This window comes from Mycobacterium angelicum, assembly GCF_002086155.1.
GTDB lineage: Bacteria > Actinomycetota > Actinomycetes > Mycobacteriales > Mycobacteriaceae > Mycobacterium > Mycobacterium angelicum.
Genome location: NZ_MVHE01000014.1, coordinates 61,004 through 75,295, shown reverse-complemented (window position 1 = coordinate 75,295; position 14,292 = coordinate 61,004). Strand labels below are relative to the sequence as shown.

The window sequence follows — 14,292 nt, the reverse complement described above, 5'->3', positions numbered from 1 at the left end:
GGCAGGGTTCCCGCTTCCGGTGCATGTTTACGATCATGCTCATGCCCATTCCCGCTCCCAGTCCTGACGCGCGTGCGGTGGTCACCGGTGCTTCGCAGAACATCGGCGAAGCCCTGGCCACCGAGCTTGCCGCGCGCGGGCACAACCTGATCGTCACCGCGCGCCGCGAAGACCTGCTCAACGACTTGGCGGCCAGGCTGACCGACCAGTATCGGGTCACCGTCGATGTGCGACCCGCCGATCTCGCCGACCCGTCCGAACGAGGAAAGCTGTGCGAGGAATTGGCCGCGCGGCCCATCTCGATCCTGTGCGCCAACGCGGGAACCGCGACGTTCGGCCCGATAGCGACACTGGACCCGGCGGGCGAAAAAGCTCAGGTGCAGTTGAATGTCCTTGGCGTGCATGACCTTACGCTGGCAGTGCTGCCCGGCATGGTCGAACGAAAGGCCGGCGGAATCTTGATTTCCGGTTCAGCCGCCGGCAATTCGCCCATCCCCTACAACGCCACGTATGCAGCCACCAAGGCGTTCGCGAACACATTCAGTGAATCGTTGCGCGGCGAACTGCGCCGCTGCGGTGTGCATGTCACGGTGTTGGCCCCGGGGCCGGTGCGCAGCGACCTGCCCGCCGACGCCGAACGGTCGCTCGTGGAGAAGCTGGTACCCGACTTCCTGTGGATTTCGACCGAGCACACCGCGCAGATATCGCTGGATGCCTTGGAGCGCAACAAGATGCGCGTGGTGCCGGGTCTGACGTCCAAGGCGATGTCGGTGGCGAGCGGCTACGGGCCCCGTGCCGTCGTGGCGCCGATCGTCGGCGCCTTCTACAAGAAGCTCGGCGGCGGTTGAGGCCGGATCACTTCCGGCGACGCCGACCGCTGCCGAACAGGTTGCGCATCGCCTCTCGCACCCCGGTGTTGATGGCGCTTTTCACCGTCGGATTCTTCAGCACCTGCTCCCACATGGCGGGACCTTGCGGCTCCGCGGGCGCAGGCATCGGCGGCACCTCGAGTTGGTCGGGCCACGGCAGCGGGTCGTATTGCCCGCGCGGCTGCGGGGTTTCCTGCTGCGGCGGGACCTGTTGGGGCACTTGAGGTTCCGGGGCCTGCTGGATCGTCTGGCCATATTTGGCCTGCAGCGGGCTTGATTTGGCTGCGGCAGCAACCGCGTCGGTACCGATGGCGGCCATGAGCGACCGGGGCACTCGCATCCGTGTCCAGGCGACCGGCGTCGGTGCGCCCTTCTCGGACAGCACGGTGACAATCGCCTCACCGATTCCCAGCGAGGTCAACGCCGACTCCAAGTCGTAGACATCTGTTTTCGGATAGGTGCGCACGGTCTTGCTCAGCGCCTTCTGGTCATCGGGAGTGAACGCGCGCAATGCGTGCTGCACCCTGGCTCCGAGTTGGGAGAGCACGTCGTTGGGCAGATCGGTGGGCAGCTGGGTGCAGAAGAAAACGCCGACGCCCTTGGAACGAATCAGCTTGACCGTCTGCTCGACCCGCTCGAGGAACGCCTTGGAGGCATCGGTAAACAACAGGTGCGCCTCGTCGAAGAAGAAGACCAGCTTGGGCTTGTCCACGTCACCGATCTCAGGCAGGACTTGAAACAGATCCGCCAGCACCCACATCAGGAAGGTGGAGAAAATGACCGGACGCAGCGACTGCCCGCTGAATTCGAGCAGCGAGATGACGCCGTGGCCCTGGTCGTCTACACGCAGCAGATCCTGTGGGTCCAGCTTCGGCTCGCCGAAGAACGTGTCGCCGCCTTCTGCTTCGAGGTTTACCAGCGACCGCAGGATGACGCCGGCCGTCGTCGATGAGACCCCGCCCAGGGATTTCAGATCGGCCTTGCCCGCCTCACTGGTCAGATGACTGATGGCGCTGCGCAACTGGTCCAGGGTGACCAGCGGGCGGTTGTTTTCCTTCGCCCAATGGAAGATCAGCCCCAGCGTTGACTCTTGAGTGGCGTTGAGCCCCAACACCTTTGATAGCAGAACCGGGCCGAAGCTGGACACGGTGGCGCGTACCGGAACACCGATGCCATCGGTGCCCAGGGACAAGAACTCCACCGGGAAGGTGGTGGGTGTCCAGGTGTCGCCGGTGTCCTTGGCGCGCGCGGCGGTCTTGTCGTTGCCCTCCCCCGGCCGCGCCAGGCCGGACAGATCGCCCTTCACGTCGGCCATCAGCACGGCCACCCCGGCAGCGCTGAGCTGCTCGGCGATCAGCTGCAGCGTTTTGGTCTTGCCGGTCCCGGTGGCCCCGGCGACCAGCCCGTGGCGGTTGACGGTGGCCAGCGGGATACGTATCTGCGCTGTCGGATCGGCTTGGCCATCGACTACGACGGTGCCCAATTCCAGCGCTTGGCCGGCGACGGCATAACCGGCCGAAATCCGCTTGGCAGGACCGTCTTGCCCTCCCGCTGCCGATTCAGTGCTCATCAGTTCCCCTCGCAGTGCGGCAAAGCATCACACTACTTGTCAGGGGAATCCACGGGCAGGGCCGCGCATGGGCTTACGCTGAGCGCTGTGCGTGACGAATTGGTGTGGATCGACTGCGAGATGACCGGTCTCGATCTGGGCTCGGACAAGTTGATCGAGATCGCCGTGCTGGTCACCGATGCCGATCTGAACATCCTCGGCGACGGGGTGGACGTGGTGATCCACGCCGAAGAAGCCGCGCTGTCGTCGATGATCGAGATCGTCGCCGACATGCATTCGCGATCAGGGCTGATCGACGAGGTGCGAGCGTCCACGGTCGACCTCGCGACGGCTGAGCAGATGGTGCTCGACTACATCGGCGAGCACGTCAAGCAACCCAAGACCGCGCCGCTGGCCGGAAACTCGATCGCCACCGACCGGTCCTTCATCGCCCGCGACATGCCCAAGCTCGACGGGTTCCTGCACTACCGGATGATCGACGTCAGCTCGATCAAGGAACTCTGCCGGCGCTGGTACCCGCGGATCTACTTCGGCCAGCCGCCCAAGGGGCTCGCGCACCGGGCGCTGGCTGACATTCATGAGTCCATCCGGGAATTGCAGTACTACCGGCGCACCGCGTTCGTACCGCCGCCCGGCCCGTCTACCAGCGAAATCGCGGCCGTGGTCGCCGAAATTTCCGGCGCGGAGACCACGCCGGACGATATTGATTCGGCCGACGAGCGCCCAAGCGGTTAATATCGACGTCGCCGCTCGTTGCGCCTCTCGGGGCCGGCCGGTGGTCATGGTGGGTGTAGTTCAGTTGGTAGAGCGTCAGGTTGTGATCCTGAATGTCGCGGGTTCGAGTCCCGTCACTCACCCCATGAGGTCAGAGGGTATTTCTACCCTCTGACCTTTCGGCTTTCGGCCGATCGTGCGGCGACGAATCAGTCGCCACCGCAGTTGGGGTTCGCGGGCTGCGACGGCCACGCGCAGGCCTTGACGTCGGTGACGCCACCGGAGCCGCCGCCGCTGAACACGCCGTAGCTGCCGGCGTGGGTCCCGGTGAAGGTGGCGCCGCCGGCTCCTCCCCAACCGCCTGAACTCGCGACGGTCACCGTCCAGCCCTTGCCCTCAAGCTCGGCCTTGTACGCGTCCAGAACACCCATTGCCGATCCGTTGACCATGAAGTGCATCCGGATGCCGTTGTTGGCAATGGCGGCCGGGCCGTCGGTGTGCTGGGTGTTCGCCGGTGTGGGTATCAGCGATTGCAGCTGCGTTGCCGTGCCGGCTGGCTGGCCGCCGTCGGCGTGCCCCGGCGCCGCGAGACCGACGGCGCTCGCGATGATCGCCGTGGCCAGCAGCGCACCGGCCATGCCGCGGATCTGGAATTTGGTGTTGGCTGAAGTGTTCATGGCATTGATCATTCGTCGTGCGACGACGCCCCAGTAGCAGCCGCGTTCTTGCAGGGATACAAGTGCGTCTTGTACCCCAGGACACCCCATGCGCAGCGGACCAAGGGCCTCGTCGAACCATCTCGGCTCCAAACCCTTGTCATCTGCGCTAGCGTGTTACCGCAAACCCGGATGAGCTGCGGGTTCAGCACATTAGTTGTGGGAGAGCGCCCGCATTGCAAGGTGAACGGACCGACGACGGCGTCGACGCCATGGGCGACTGGGCTGTCGGGTACGTCAAACGCCACCCAGTCGCCTCCCTCACCACGGTCGGCGAACAGTTCGTCCTCGCCGTACGCACTGTTCAATACTTCTTTTTCGATCTCGTCACCGGCCGCTTCCAATGGCAGGAGTTCGTCCGGCAGGGCGCGTTCATGGCCGGCACGGCTGTGGTGCCGACGATCCTGGTCTCCCTGCCCATCAGCGTCACCCTGTCGATTCAGTTCGCGTTGCTGGCCGGCCAGGTCGGCGCCGTCTCACTCGCCGGCGCGGCCAGCGGACTCGCGGTCATCCGCCAGGGCGCCTCGCTGGTGGCCGCCATCCTGATGGCCTCGGCCGTCGGATCCGCCATCACCGCCGACCTCGGCTCGCGAACGATGCGCGAGGAAACCGATGCCATGGAGGTAATGGGCGTATCGGTGATCCGCCGACTGGTCGTGCCGCGCTTCGCGGCGGCGATCATGATCGGCGTCGCGCTCACCGGGGTCGTGTGCTTCGTCGGGTTTTTCGCCAGCTACCTGCTCAACGTGTATTTCCAGGATGGTGCGCCGGGCAGCTTCGTGGCCACGTTCGCGTCGTTCGCGACGACCGACGACATGATTCTGGCGCTGCTCAAGGCGATGATCTTCGGCGCCATCGTCGCCGTCGTGTCGGCGCAGAAGGGCCTGTCCACCAAGGGCGGCCCGACGGGTGTCGCGAATTCGGTGAACGCGGCCGTCGTCGAATCGATCCTGGTGCTGATGATCGTCAACGTCGCGATCAGCCAGCTGCACATCATGTTGGCGCCGCGGACGGGGCTGTGACGTGGCCGTCTCCTCGTACCGACCGCTAGCGCCGATCACGGACCTGCTGACCCAGGTCTACCGCCGGATTACCAGGCCGATCCTGCGGGTCGGCCACATGCTGGTGTTCTTTCTCCGCGCCCTCGCCGGCGTGCCGATCGCAATGCGCCACTACCGCGGCGAGTTCCTGCGCCTGCTGTCGAACATCACCTGGGGCAACGGCTCGATCGTGGTGGGCGGCGGCACCGCCGGGGTTGCGGTCGTGCTCGGTATGACGGTCGGCGCACTGGTCGGCATCGAGGGCTACAACTTCCTTGAGCTGCTCGGCCTTGGTCCCGCCACCGGCTTCATCTCGTCGCTGGTCAATACCCGCGAGCTGGCACCGTTGATGGCCTCGCTCGCGTTTGCTATGCAGGGTGGCTGCCGGTTCACCGCGCAGCTGGGGTCGATGCGAATCGCCGAAGAGATCGACGCCATGGAATCCATTGCCATTCGCCCGATTCCGTTCTTGGTGACCACCCGGCTGATGGCGTCGGTGATCGCGATGATCCCGCTGTATGCGGCATGCCTGGCGATCGGCTACTTGACCACCCAACTGGTAGTCACCGTCAGCAGCGGCGGCTCCAATGGGTCCTATTTGCATTACTTTTCGTTGATGCTGGCCGGCAAGGACATTGCCTTCTCGTTGCTCAAGACCGTCATCTTCGTGTGGATCGCGTCCACCATCCAGTGCTACTACGGCTTCTATGCCAGCGGCGGACCCGAGGGTGTCGGGGTGGCCGCCGGACATGGCATGCGGGCCAGCATCACCGTCGTGATCATCGTCAACATGCTGCTCACCATGGCGCTGTGGGGCGCCGACTCCGGCGCCAGGTTCGGTGGTTAGCGCCGATGCCCAATTCCTTTGAGCTGGACGGACGTGGCCCGTCGGACCGCCAGCTACTGGTCTGCGGGGTCGCGGTTGTGATCGTTTCCGTGCTGCTTGCCGTCACGCTGCTGGCCAAGTCCACCGGCCGGTTCAACGACTACGTGCGCGTAGTGGCCGATCTGGTGAACGTCGGCGACGGCCTTCCGCAGAAATCCGATGTCAAGTACCGCGGCGTGCTGGTCGGCATGGTCGACGACGTCGTTCCCGCGGCGAACGGAAAACCCAACTACGTCCGGATCAACCTCAAACCCGAATACGCGAAGTCGATCCCGTCCGCGGTGACCGCGCGGGTGGTACCCAGCAATGTCTTCGCCGTGTCGTCAGTTCAGTTGGTGGGCAACGGCCCCGGGGGCGCCATCCATGCCGGCGCGCACATCCCCGAAGACACGCAGCTGCCGACGGTTCTGTTTCAAACCACCGTCACCAAGCTGCGCAACCTGCTCGCCGCGGCCGGGCGCGGCCGAGACGACAATTCGCTGGGAATCCTGGCCGCGCTCGCGGCCGCCACCGATCATCGCCGGGTAGTGCTGCTCAACGATGCCGCGCAGCTGAATCGCCTTATGGATCAACTCAATTCGATCGTCGCGACCGACACCGGCCCCTCAACGGTATCGGCGCTCATCGACGCGACCCGCGGGCTGCAGGCGACGGCACCGGATCTCGTCGATGCGCTACATCAGGCCGTCGAACCGATGCGGACCTTCGCCCAGACACGCGAGCAGTTGGCCGCGCTACTCACCGGCGCCGACAACACGATCGGCACCACGCAGCAATCGCTGAACAACCACATCGACCAGCTCATCAAGATCACCACCGACTTCACCCCGGTGCTGGGTGTCCTGGCGCTCAAGTCGAACAACTTCCTGCCCGCCGTCGTCAAGCTGGACAACCTGGCCACCAAGTTCATGGACGAGGTCTGGGTGCCCGAGAACGGCACCGGAAACATGCGCGTGAACCTCTCGTTCACGCCCAGCTACTCCTACACGCGTGCGGACTGCCCCCGCTACGGCGAGCTCAAGGGTCCCAGCTGTTTCACCGCGCCGCTGGTTCCGGTGCGCCCTGATCTCCCCGAAGTGCTGTTGCCGCAGAACTACCAGCCGCCCCTGGATCTGGCTCCCCCGCCAGGGACCGTTGTCGGGCCCGACGGCAACCTCGTTGCCGTCGGCCCACCGCTGATCAACCCCAGCCCCAACCTGACCGATCCCAATCCGCCGCTGCCGCCCTGGGTTTCGCCGTCACCACCGGTGCCCGGGACAGCTGCGCCGTCGTCGTTCGGAGGGGGTGTCGGCGGGGCTGTCGGCGGCAACATCGGCGGCAATGTCGGGCCCGTCGGCAGCGAGCAGGAACGCAACGCGCTCGCGGTGATCACCGGCCAGCCTCCCAATGTCGCCACCGAGCTGCTGCTGGGCCCCCTCGCTCGCGGAACCACTGTGTCGAGGTCCAAATGAAATCCCGCGGCGCCTTTATCGGGCTTTCGGTGTTCATGGTCGTCGCGACGACGCTCACCTGGATGGTGTATGTGAGCCTGCGCCGCGACGTGGCCGGCAAGACGGCGCCGTATTCGGCGGTCTTCAGCGACGTGTACGGACTGCGCGAAGGCGACGACGTCCGGATGGCCGGGGTGCGGGTTGGCCGGGTCGAAAAGGTTGAACTGGAAGGCAAATTGGCCAAAGTTTCGTTCGTGGTGCAGGACGATCAGCGGCTGTTCGGCAACACCGTCGCCTCGGTGACTTACCAGAACATCGTCGGGCAGCGTTACCTCGGTCTGTCGTTGGGCAAGGAAGGCGGTCCACAGCAGCTGCCGCCGGGAAGTGTCATCCCGCTACAGCGAACCGAACCCTCCTTCGACGTCACCGCACTACTCAACGGCTACGAGCCGCTGTTCAGCCTGCTCAATCCGCAAGACGCCGACAACCTCACCAAAGGCGTCATCGAATCGCTGCAGGGCGATAGCTCGTCGCTGGCCACGCTGATAAGCCAGACATCCACTCTCACCGAGACATTCGCCGGACGAGACCAGGCCCTCGGCGATGTGATCACCAACCTCAACAGGGTGATCTCCAACCTCGCGCAGCAGAACAACAACCTCGACGGTGTCATCACCCAGACCCGCGACGCAGTGGCCGTCCTCGACAGGCGCCGCCCGGAGCTGGTCGCCTCGACCGGCTCCTTGGCAAGGGTGCTGGGCCGGCTATCGGTCGCGGCCCGCGACGTGTACCCGGCGTTGGCCGAATTCATCTATCGCCAGCCAGGTTTCGCCCGTCACATCCTCAGCGTCGAACCTCAGGTGGCGTTTTTCGGCGACAACATGCCGCTGATGCTGAAGGGGCTCACTCGCGTCGGCAACGGCGGCGCCTACGGCAACGCGTACGTGTGCGACGTCAACTTCCTCGGGTTCTTCCCGGGCCTCAACGATGTGCTGCCGATCATCGTCAATGCGGCCACGCCGGGAAACAAAGCGTGGCACAGCCCTAAGTGCAGGAACAATGGCTAAGGCGTCGATCGCAGTTCGACTCAAGCGGCTCAAGACGCGTCCGCTGGAGAGTTACAACAAGACCTGGCTTGGGTTTATCGCCGTCGCGGTGGTTGCGGTGGTGATCGCGGGAATGCTGGTCGTCCATCTGGTCGGCGCCGGCTACCGGCATTACACCGCCGAGTTCATCCAAGCCGCCGCACTGCGGCCCGGGAACCCGATCGCGATTGCCGGCATCCCGGTCGGCACCGTGACCAGCATGAAACTCGTCGGCGACCATGTCGAAGCGGGCCTGAAGGTTCGCGACGACATCGTGCTGGGCAAAGACTCCAAGGCGACGATCAAGGTCACCACCATCCTCGGCTCCCGATATCTCGCACTGGAACCCAACGGACTGGATTCCCTGCCGCACAACACTTTTGATATCGCCCACACCGAAGTACCCTACGATCTGCAGACCGCGCTGAAGGATGCCACGACCACTTTCGAGCAGGTCGACTCCGACCGGTTCGCCCAATCGCTTGCCGTGCTCGGCAAGCAACTGGAACGACTGCCGCCGCTGGTGCCACAAGCCATGACGAACATCAACACGCTGTCGTCGATCATCGCGCAGCGGCGCGACCAACTGGGTCAGCTGCTCAAGAACACCGAACAGGTCACCAACACCTTGCGCCGTCAGCAAGCCAACATCGGCAACCTGGTCACCCAGGGCCAGGACCTGATGGGCCAATTCGTCGCGCGCCGAGCCGTTTTCCACGCCATGATGCAATCGCTGAACAGTCTCGTGGAGATCCTCGGCAGGATCGTCGTCAGAGACCGGTCGGGGGTGGACGCGCTGGTCAAAGACATGCACGAGTTCACCGATCTGATGGCCAAACACGACGACCTGCTGCGCAACCTGATGCAGGTAAGTCCGGTCTTCTTCCGCGAGGTGGCCAACATCACCGGTGACGGCAACGCGATCAACTTCAATGCCCCCAGCGGCATGCTCGTCGACTCGTGGATGTGTGCCATCAGTGGCCGGGCCCAGCAGTTCGGGATGATCCCGTATTTCAAGGACTGCAAGTGAAAACCCGGTTGCTGGCTGTCGTTATCGCCGCGGTATTGGTGGCGGCCGCGATAGGCGCCGGCTGGTGGTATCTGGGCGCCAAGGACGACCCGATGACTGTCACAGCCCAATTCGACAGCGCCTCAGGCTTATACGAAGGCAACGCGGTGGCGGTGCTGGGCATGCCGGTGGGCAAAGTCGTCAGAATCGTCCCGAAGGGCGGCTACGTCGAGGTCGAGTTCACCGTCGACCGCGACGTCAAGGTTCCGGCCGACGCCCAGGCCGTCACCGTGTCGACGTCCATCCTCACCGATCGACAGATCGAGCTCACCCCGCCCTACCGCGGCGGTCCAGTCCTGCAGAACCACGACACCATCGGGCTGACCCGCACCAAGACGCCCGTCGAATTCAGCCGGGTGCTCAGCGTTTTGGACAAGGTGGTCAAATCGCTCGAAGGCGACGGCCGCGGCGGCGGCCCGATCGCCGATGTGCTCAACGGCGGCGCCGCAGTTGTCGACGGGAACGGCGGCCAGATCAAGGGAGCACTCAACGAACTGTCCCGGGCCCTGCGGCTGAGCAGCGACGGCGGCGCACAGACCCGCGAGCAGATCACCACGATCGTCAGGAACATCAGCTCGTTGTTCGACGCCGCCGCCGCCAATGACGCAAAGCTGCGCGAATTCGCGTCAACCATCCACCAGGTCAGCCAGATCCTGGCCGACGAGGATTTCGGTAAGGGCAGCACCGGCCGAAAACTCGATCAACTGGTGCAGCGGGCCGGAGACCTGCTCGACGCCAATCGCGACGCGCTGAGGCAGACCCTGCTCAATACCGACACCACCTTGAAGACGGTCGCCGATCAGCAACGTGACATCGCCGAGATACTCGATCTGGCCCCGCTGGTCGCCGACAACGGCTACAACGCGATCGACCGGGCCAACGGAACCGTCCGGGCGCACTTCCTCACCGACAGAATGGTATTCGACAGCCAGGTGATGAAAGAGGTCTGCAACATGATGGGTCTGCGGCAATTGGGCTGCAGCACCGGGACCCTGCAGGACTTCGGGCCCGATTTCGGGCTCACCTACGTGCTGGACGGCATGGCAGCCATGGGGCAGAAATGACTGCCCGCGGTAAGGCTGCCGCGGCGATCGCGGCCACTGTGGTTTTCACTTCCGGTTGCGCCACCAATGGCCTTGCAAGCCTGCCCCTTCCGGCTCCAGGGCTCGACTCGGATGGATACACGCTGACCGCGGTGTTCTCCAACGCGCTCAACCTGCCGATGAATGCGAAGGTCAAGCTGGCCGGCGCCGACGTCGGTCAGGTCGAATCCATCGTGGCGCGTAACTACACCGCGGTTACCACGCTGCGCATCGTCAACGGTGTGCAACTACCGCGGGGCAGCACCGCTGAATTACGCACCGCCACACCACTCGGCGACGTGTTCGTGGCCCTCAAACCACCCGCACCGTCCGCTGCCGCCGAGCCGGCTAGGCCGATGCTGAAGAACGGCGACACCATCGGCTTGGATTCGACGGGAGCGGCAGCGACGGTCGAGTCCGTGCTGAGTTCGGCGGCCATCCTGGTGAACGGCGGAGCCGTACGCAATTTCACCAACATCATCAACGGCCTCGGCAAAGCCACCGGCGACCAGGGTGAGGCGTTCGGCGATCTGGTGCACAAGTCCAACCAGTTGCTCGGCACGCTCGACTCCCGGTCCGCGCAGATCTCGACCGCGCTGTCCGAATTGTCGGGTCTGACTGAACAACTCGACGCTAAGGACCAGACCATCAGCGAGCTGATGGCGGCGGCCGGCCCGGCCACCGACGCTTTGGCAGCCAACACTGCCGAGCTGTCCACTCTGGTCGAACAGGTCGGCGACACCACCCGCCTGCTGGCCCGGTTTCCCTCGATGGCAGGTACCGACACCAGCGGCCGCAGCATCATCGGCGATCTGAACACGATCGCCGGGGCCGCCAACGACGTCGCGGTAAGCCCCGACACCAGCTGGCTCCCACTGAACCGGATGATCCCGCCGATGGTCAAAACGACTGCAGGGGGCTCGATTTCGGTGCGCGCAAATGTTGACCGCCTGGTGCTCGGATCCATACCCGACATCGGATTCCCCGGCGACATCGGCCTGCACGGACCACACCGCTACAACTGGAATCAGTTCATCGGCTCGCTGAAGTACACCCTGTGGCGCCTGCAAGAACGAGTGGTGGGGCGGGGGCCTGGCTCACCGCAGATCCCGTTGATTCCGGACCCGAACTTCCCGGGCGGCATCGAGCTGGCTCCAGGACCGCCGCCATGATCGCCACCGCCGCCAATGCCCTTGTCGCCGTGGTTCGTGCGGGCCACCGGCGCCAGACTTGGCTGTCGGTGGCCGGGCTGCTGCTCACCCTGGTCGTTGCGACCGCCTACCTGTTGGCCGGTGCGTTGCGGGTGACGCCGTTCGCGTCGACCTACCAGGTCACGGTGCAGTTACCGGAATCGGCTGGGCTGCTGCCCAATCAGGATGTTGCGCTGCGCGGGGTCCGGATCGGGCGAGTCGAGTCGCTGCAGATCACCGACCGCGGCGTGAACGCGGTCGCCAAGATCGCCTCGCAGGTGAAGATCCCGGCGTCGGCCGTCATCCACGTTTCGGCGCTGTCGGCGGCCGGCGAGCAATTCCTCAATTTCGAAGCCGCCTCCGATGCGGGGCCGTATCTGCGCGACGGCAGCGTCCTGGGGCTGGACCGGGCCACCGTCCCGGTCAGCTTGGCGCAACTGCTCAGCGACGCCGACGGACTGCTGGCCCAGGTCGATCCGCGCAAGATCGAGCTGATCAAAAGGGAACTGAGCATGAGCAAGGAGGGGCCGCGCAAGTTGGCCGCCATTGTGGACGGTGGCACGTTCCTGCTTTCCACGCTCGATTCGGTCCTGCCGCAAACCACCAGCATCATCAAGACCAGCCGGGTGGTGCTGACGCTGGCTGCCGACAAGAACGCGGGGCTGGCCGCCGCCACCGTCGGCCTCAACCGGACCCTGGCCGGCATGGCCGGCATGCAAGGCGGCTACCGGTATCTGCTTGACCAGACCCCGCACACGCTGGCCGGAGTCGACAACTTGTTCGCCGACAATTCCGACACCATGGTGCAACTGCTGGGCAGTATGGCCACCACCTCCCAGCTCCTCTATCTGCGGGTGCCCGCGCTCAACGCGCTGTTTCCTGACTACCGCGGATCGGTACTGGACGCCCTGGCCAGCGCCTTCCACGACCACGGCGTCTGGGCAACCGCAGAGCTCTATCCCCGCTATGCATGCGACTACGGCACCCCCTCCTACATTCCCTCGGCCGCCGACTACCCCGAGCCGTTCATGTACACCTACTGTCGCGACGACGATCCCGGGGTCTTGATCCGGGGAGCCAAGAACGCGCCGCGACCAGGCGGAGACGACACCGCCGGGCCGCCACCGGGAGCCGACCTGGGCCGCAGAACCGACCCAACACCGAAGGGCCGCTTCACAATTCCCACCCCCTACGGCGGTCCGCCGCTGCCGATCGAACCGCCGCACTAAGACCCACCCCACTAGGAGATGATTGTGGTTGCCATGACCGAGAAGGACACCGAGACCGAGGCCGAAAAGCCCGAAGCCCCAACCGAAGACGTCGAACCTGAAACCGAGGCCGACGAAAGCGACGAAGAGCACAGCCCGCTGCTCGGCAAGCGGGACAAAGCCGAACGACGTAAGCGACCTTGGAAGCAGTATCTGCGCCGCAGCGTGCTGCCGGTGTTACTCGTTGCCTCACTTACGGTTTCGGGTTTGCTGGGCTGGTGGCAGTGGCAGGAGCACCAGGTCAAGATCGCCGGCCAGCAGGCCCAGCAAGCGGCCGTCACTTACGCCCAGGTGCTGACCAGCATCGACTCCAACAATGTCGACCAGAACTTCCGTCAGGTACTCGACGGCGCGACCGGTGAATTCAAGGACATGTACACCCAGTCCAGCGTGCAGCTGCGCCAGCTGCTGATCGACAACAAGGCGACCGCGCACGGCGTGGTAGTGGACTCGGCGATCGCTTCGGAGTCCGCGAATAAGGTTGTGGTGCTCGTGTTTATCGACCAGACCGTGACCAACATGGCAGTGCCGGATCCGCGGATCGACCGCAGCCGGATCAAGATCACCATGGAGAAGATCGACGGCCGCTGGCTGGCCAGCAAGGTCCAGCTGCTGTGATCGGCAGGGTGATCGCGGCGTCTTTATTGCTGGCGATCTCGGGGGTCACCACCCCGGCCACCGCGCACGCGTCGGCCCCGTCGTTCTGCGGCGAGCTCGGTGGCGACTGGGACGGCCAGTACTGCCGTACCTCGGTGACCTCCGAACGGGGCGCCGTGCGCGACATCAAGGTCGCCGTGCCGGCCGACCTCGTCGACAACCCGACCACCAGTGCAACCATCCGCGACTACCTGCGCACCCTCGTCAACAACTGGAAGACCGTCGGCGCCCGCATGGCCGCCGACAGCTTCGGCGAGGAGAACTACCAGGTGTTCCAGCACGGCAACCTGCTCAGTGCGGTGTTCCACGAGGACTACCACGCAGACGGGCCCAGACCCAACAACGCGTTTCGCACCTTCACCTTCGACATGGGACGCGGCCGGCGGCTGCAACTAGCGGATCTGGCGCCGCTGAGCGCGATCCCGCAACCGGCTGCCCCGTTCATCGAGTCCGCACTCGATCAGGCTGCGCCCCCACACGATCCGGGAACCTATCCATTCGTCGCCGACCGGTGGACACCGGACAAGGTCTATTCAGGTGCGTACCGGGCGTGGGCGTTGACACCTGACGAACTGATCCTCTACATGCCCGACTACCCGGTGGCTCACGACGAGCCGATCAATTTCACCCCGGGAGCCATGCAGTGGTCCATGGACGGCGGTGCGGTCGAAGCGCACATCCCGCTCTCGGCGCTGAATGGGCTGCTGCGCTTCTAA

General features: G+C 64.8%; 14 protein-coding genes and 1 tRNA gene. 13 read left to right on the top strand and 2 right to left on the bottom strand.

The genetic code is table 11. The annotated features are described in order from the left end of the window. Positions 1-41 precede the first annotated feature (41 nt). Entirely contained in the window at positions 42-848 is an 807-nt protein-coding gene (gene cmrA, locus BST12_RS12070) for a mycolate reductase (protein ID WP_083113395.1), read from the top strand. Between the two features lie 7 nt (positions 849-855). Here cmrA and BST12_RS12065 read toward each other — a convergent pair whose 3' ends face one another. Then, positions 856-2,439 (bottom strand): helicase HerA-like domain-containing protein, encoded by a 1,584-nt coding sequence (locus BST12_RS12065; protein ID WP_083113360.1) that lies wholly within the window; start codon positions 2,437-2,439, stop codon positions 856-858. Positions 2,440-2,526: 87 nt separating this feature from the next. On the opposite strand from BST12_RS12065, the gene orn reads away from it, so the two are divergent. Together orn and BST12_RS12055 are read left to right on the top strand one after the other, a co-directional pair. Then, positions 2,527-3,174, top strand: a complete 648-nt coding sequence (gene orn / locus BST12_RS12060; protein ID WP_083113359.1) for an oligoribonuclease — start codon at positions 2,527-2,529, stop codon at positions 3,172-3,174. A gap of 49 nt (positions 3,175-3,223) precedes the next feature. Continuing rightward, positions 3,224-3,299 (top strand) — tRNA-His (locus BST12_RS12055). A 63-nt stretch (positions 3,300-3,362) separates the two neighbouring features. Here the strand turns inward: BST12_RS12055 and BST12_RS12050 are convergent. Then, the gene (locus BST12_RS12050; protein ID WP_139801634.1) at positions 3,363-3,830 is read right to left on the bottom strand and encodes a hypothetical protein; all 468 of its coding nucleotides are present in this window, start codon (positions 3,828-3,830) and stop codon (positions 3,363-3,365) included. Between the two features lie 251 nt (positions 3,831-4,081). Between BST12_RS12050 and BST12_RS12045 the strand changes: the two genes are divergently transcribed. From BST12_RS12045 to BST12_RS12000, 10 genes are read left to right on the top strand one after another with little or no spacing between them, the layout of a single operon-like run. Next, positions 4,082-4,891, top strand: coding sequence for an MlaE family ABC transporter permease (locus BST12_RS12045; RefSeq protein ID WP_083113393.1), 810 nt, complete (start codon positions 4,082-4,084; stop codon positions 4,889-4,891). Between the two features lies 1 nt (position 4,892). After that, complete coding sequence (locus BST12_RS12040; protein ID WP_083113358.1) at positions 4,893-5,756, top strand: MlaE family ABC transporter permease; 864 nt, start codon at positions 4,893-4,895, stop codon at positions 5,754-5,756. A gap of 5 nt (positions 5,757-5,761) precedes the next feature. Continuing rightward, positions 5,762-7,246: an MlaD family protein gene (locus tag BST12_RS12035; RefSeq protein ID WP_083113357.1), complete on the top strand. Its 1,485-nt coding sequence runs from the start codon at positions 5,762-5,764 to the stop codon at positions 7,244-7,246. Then, positions 7,243-8,292, top strand: a complete 1,050-nt coding sequence (locus tag BST12_RS12030; RefSeq protein ID WP_083113356.1) for an MlaD family protein — start codon at positions 7,243-7,245, stop codon at positions 8,290-8,292. The genes BST12_RS12035 and BST12_RS12030 overlap by 4 nt, the downstream gene beginning before the upstream one ends. Continuing rightward, the gene (locus BST12_RS12025; RefSeq protein WP_083113355.1) at positions 8,285-9,340 is read left to right on the top strand and encodes an MlaD family protein; all 1,056 of its coding nucleotides are present in this window, start codon (positions 8,285-8,287) and stop codon (positions 9,338-9,340) included. Before BST12_RS12030 ends, BST12_RS12025 begins: the two co-directional genes overlap by 8 nt. Then, a complete protein-coding gene (locus BST12_RS12020) occupies positions 9,331-10,443 on the top strand; it encodes an MCE family protein (protein WP_083113392.1) in 1,113 nt (370 codons plus the stop codon). Before BST12_RS12025 ends, BST12_RS12020 begins: the two co-directional genes overlap by 10 nt. Then, positions 10,440-11,633 carry an MlaD family protein gene (locus tag BST12_RS12015; RefSeq protein ID WP_083113354.1) on the top strand — a complete coding sequence of 398 codons (1,194 nt, stop codon included), beginning with the start codon at positions 10,440-10,442 and terminating at the stop codon, positions 11,631-11,633. Before BST12_RS12020 ends, BST12_RS12015 begins: the two co-directional genes overlap by 4 nt. Next, positions 11,630-12,880, top strand: coding sequence for an MlaD family protein (locus BST12_RS12010; RefSeq protein WP_083113353.1), 1,251 nt, complete (start codon positions 11,630-11,632; stop codon positions 12,878-12,880). The genes BST12_RS12015 and BST12_RS12010 overlap by 4 nt, the downstream gene beginning before the upstream one ends. 18 nt (positions 12,881-12,898) lie before the next feature. Then, the gene (locus tag BST12_RS12005; protein WP_083113352.1) at positions 12,899-13,537 is read left to right on the top strand and encodes a tetratricopeptide repeat protein; all 639 of its coding nucleotides are present in this window, start codon (positions 12,899-12,901) and stop codon (positions 13,535-13,537) included. Then, a complete protein-coding gene (locus BST12_RS12000) occupies positions 13,534-14,292 on the top strand; it encodes a mannan-binding family protein (RefSeq protein ID WP_083113351.1) in 759 nt (252 codons plus the stop codon). Before BST12_RS12005 ends, BST12_RS12000 begins: the two co-directional genes overlap by 4 nt.

What these genes read in the sequence shown, in the direction of transcription:
- cmrA (WP_083113395.1), top strand. Translation starts at nt 42, where the DNA reads ATGCCCATTCCCGCTCCCAGTCCTGACGCGCGTGCGGTGGTCACCGGT.
- BST12_RS12065 (WP_083113360.1), bottom strand. Translation starts at nt 2,439, where the DNA reads ATGAGCACTGAATCGGCAGCGGGAGGGCAAGACGGTCCTGCCAAGCGG.
- BST12_RS12050 (WP_139801634.1), bottom strand. Translation starts at nt 3,830, where the DNA reads ATGAACACTTCAGCCAACACCAAATTCCAGATCCGCGGCATGGCCGGT.
- BST12_RS12045 (WP_083113393.1), top strand. Translation starts at nt 4,082, where the DNA reads ATGGGCGACTGGGCTGTCGGGTACGTCAAACGCCACCCAGTCGCCTCC.
- BST12_RS12035 (WP_083113357.1), top strand. Translation starts at nt 5,762, where the DNA reads ATGCCCAATTCCTTTGAGCTGGACGGACGTGGCCCGTCGGACCGCCAG.
- BST12_RS12030 (WP_083113356.1), top strand. Translation starts at nt 7,243, where the DNA reads ATGAAATCCCGCGGCGCCTTTATCGGGCTTTCGGTGTTCATGGTCGTC.
- BST12_RS12025 (WP_083113355.1), top strand. Translation starts at nt 8,285, where the DNA reads ATGGCTAAGGCGTCGATCGCAGTTCGACTCAAGCGGCTCAAGACGCGT.
- BST12_RS12015 (WP_083113354.1), top strand. Translation starts at nt 10,440, where the DNA reads ATGACTGCCCGCGGTAAGGCTGCCGCGGCGATCGCGGCCACTGTGGTT.
- BST12_RS12010 (WP_083113353.1), top strand. Translation starts at nt 11,630, where the DNA reads ATGATCGCCACCGCCGCCAATGCCCTTGTCGCCGTGGTTCGTGCGGGC.
- BST12_RS12005 (WP_083113352.1), top strand. Translation starts at nt 12,899, where the DNA reads ATGATTGTGGTTGCCATGACCGAGAAGGACACCGAGACCGAGGCCGAA.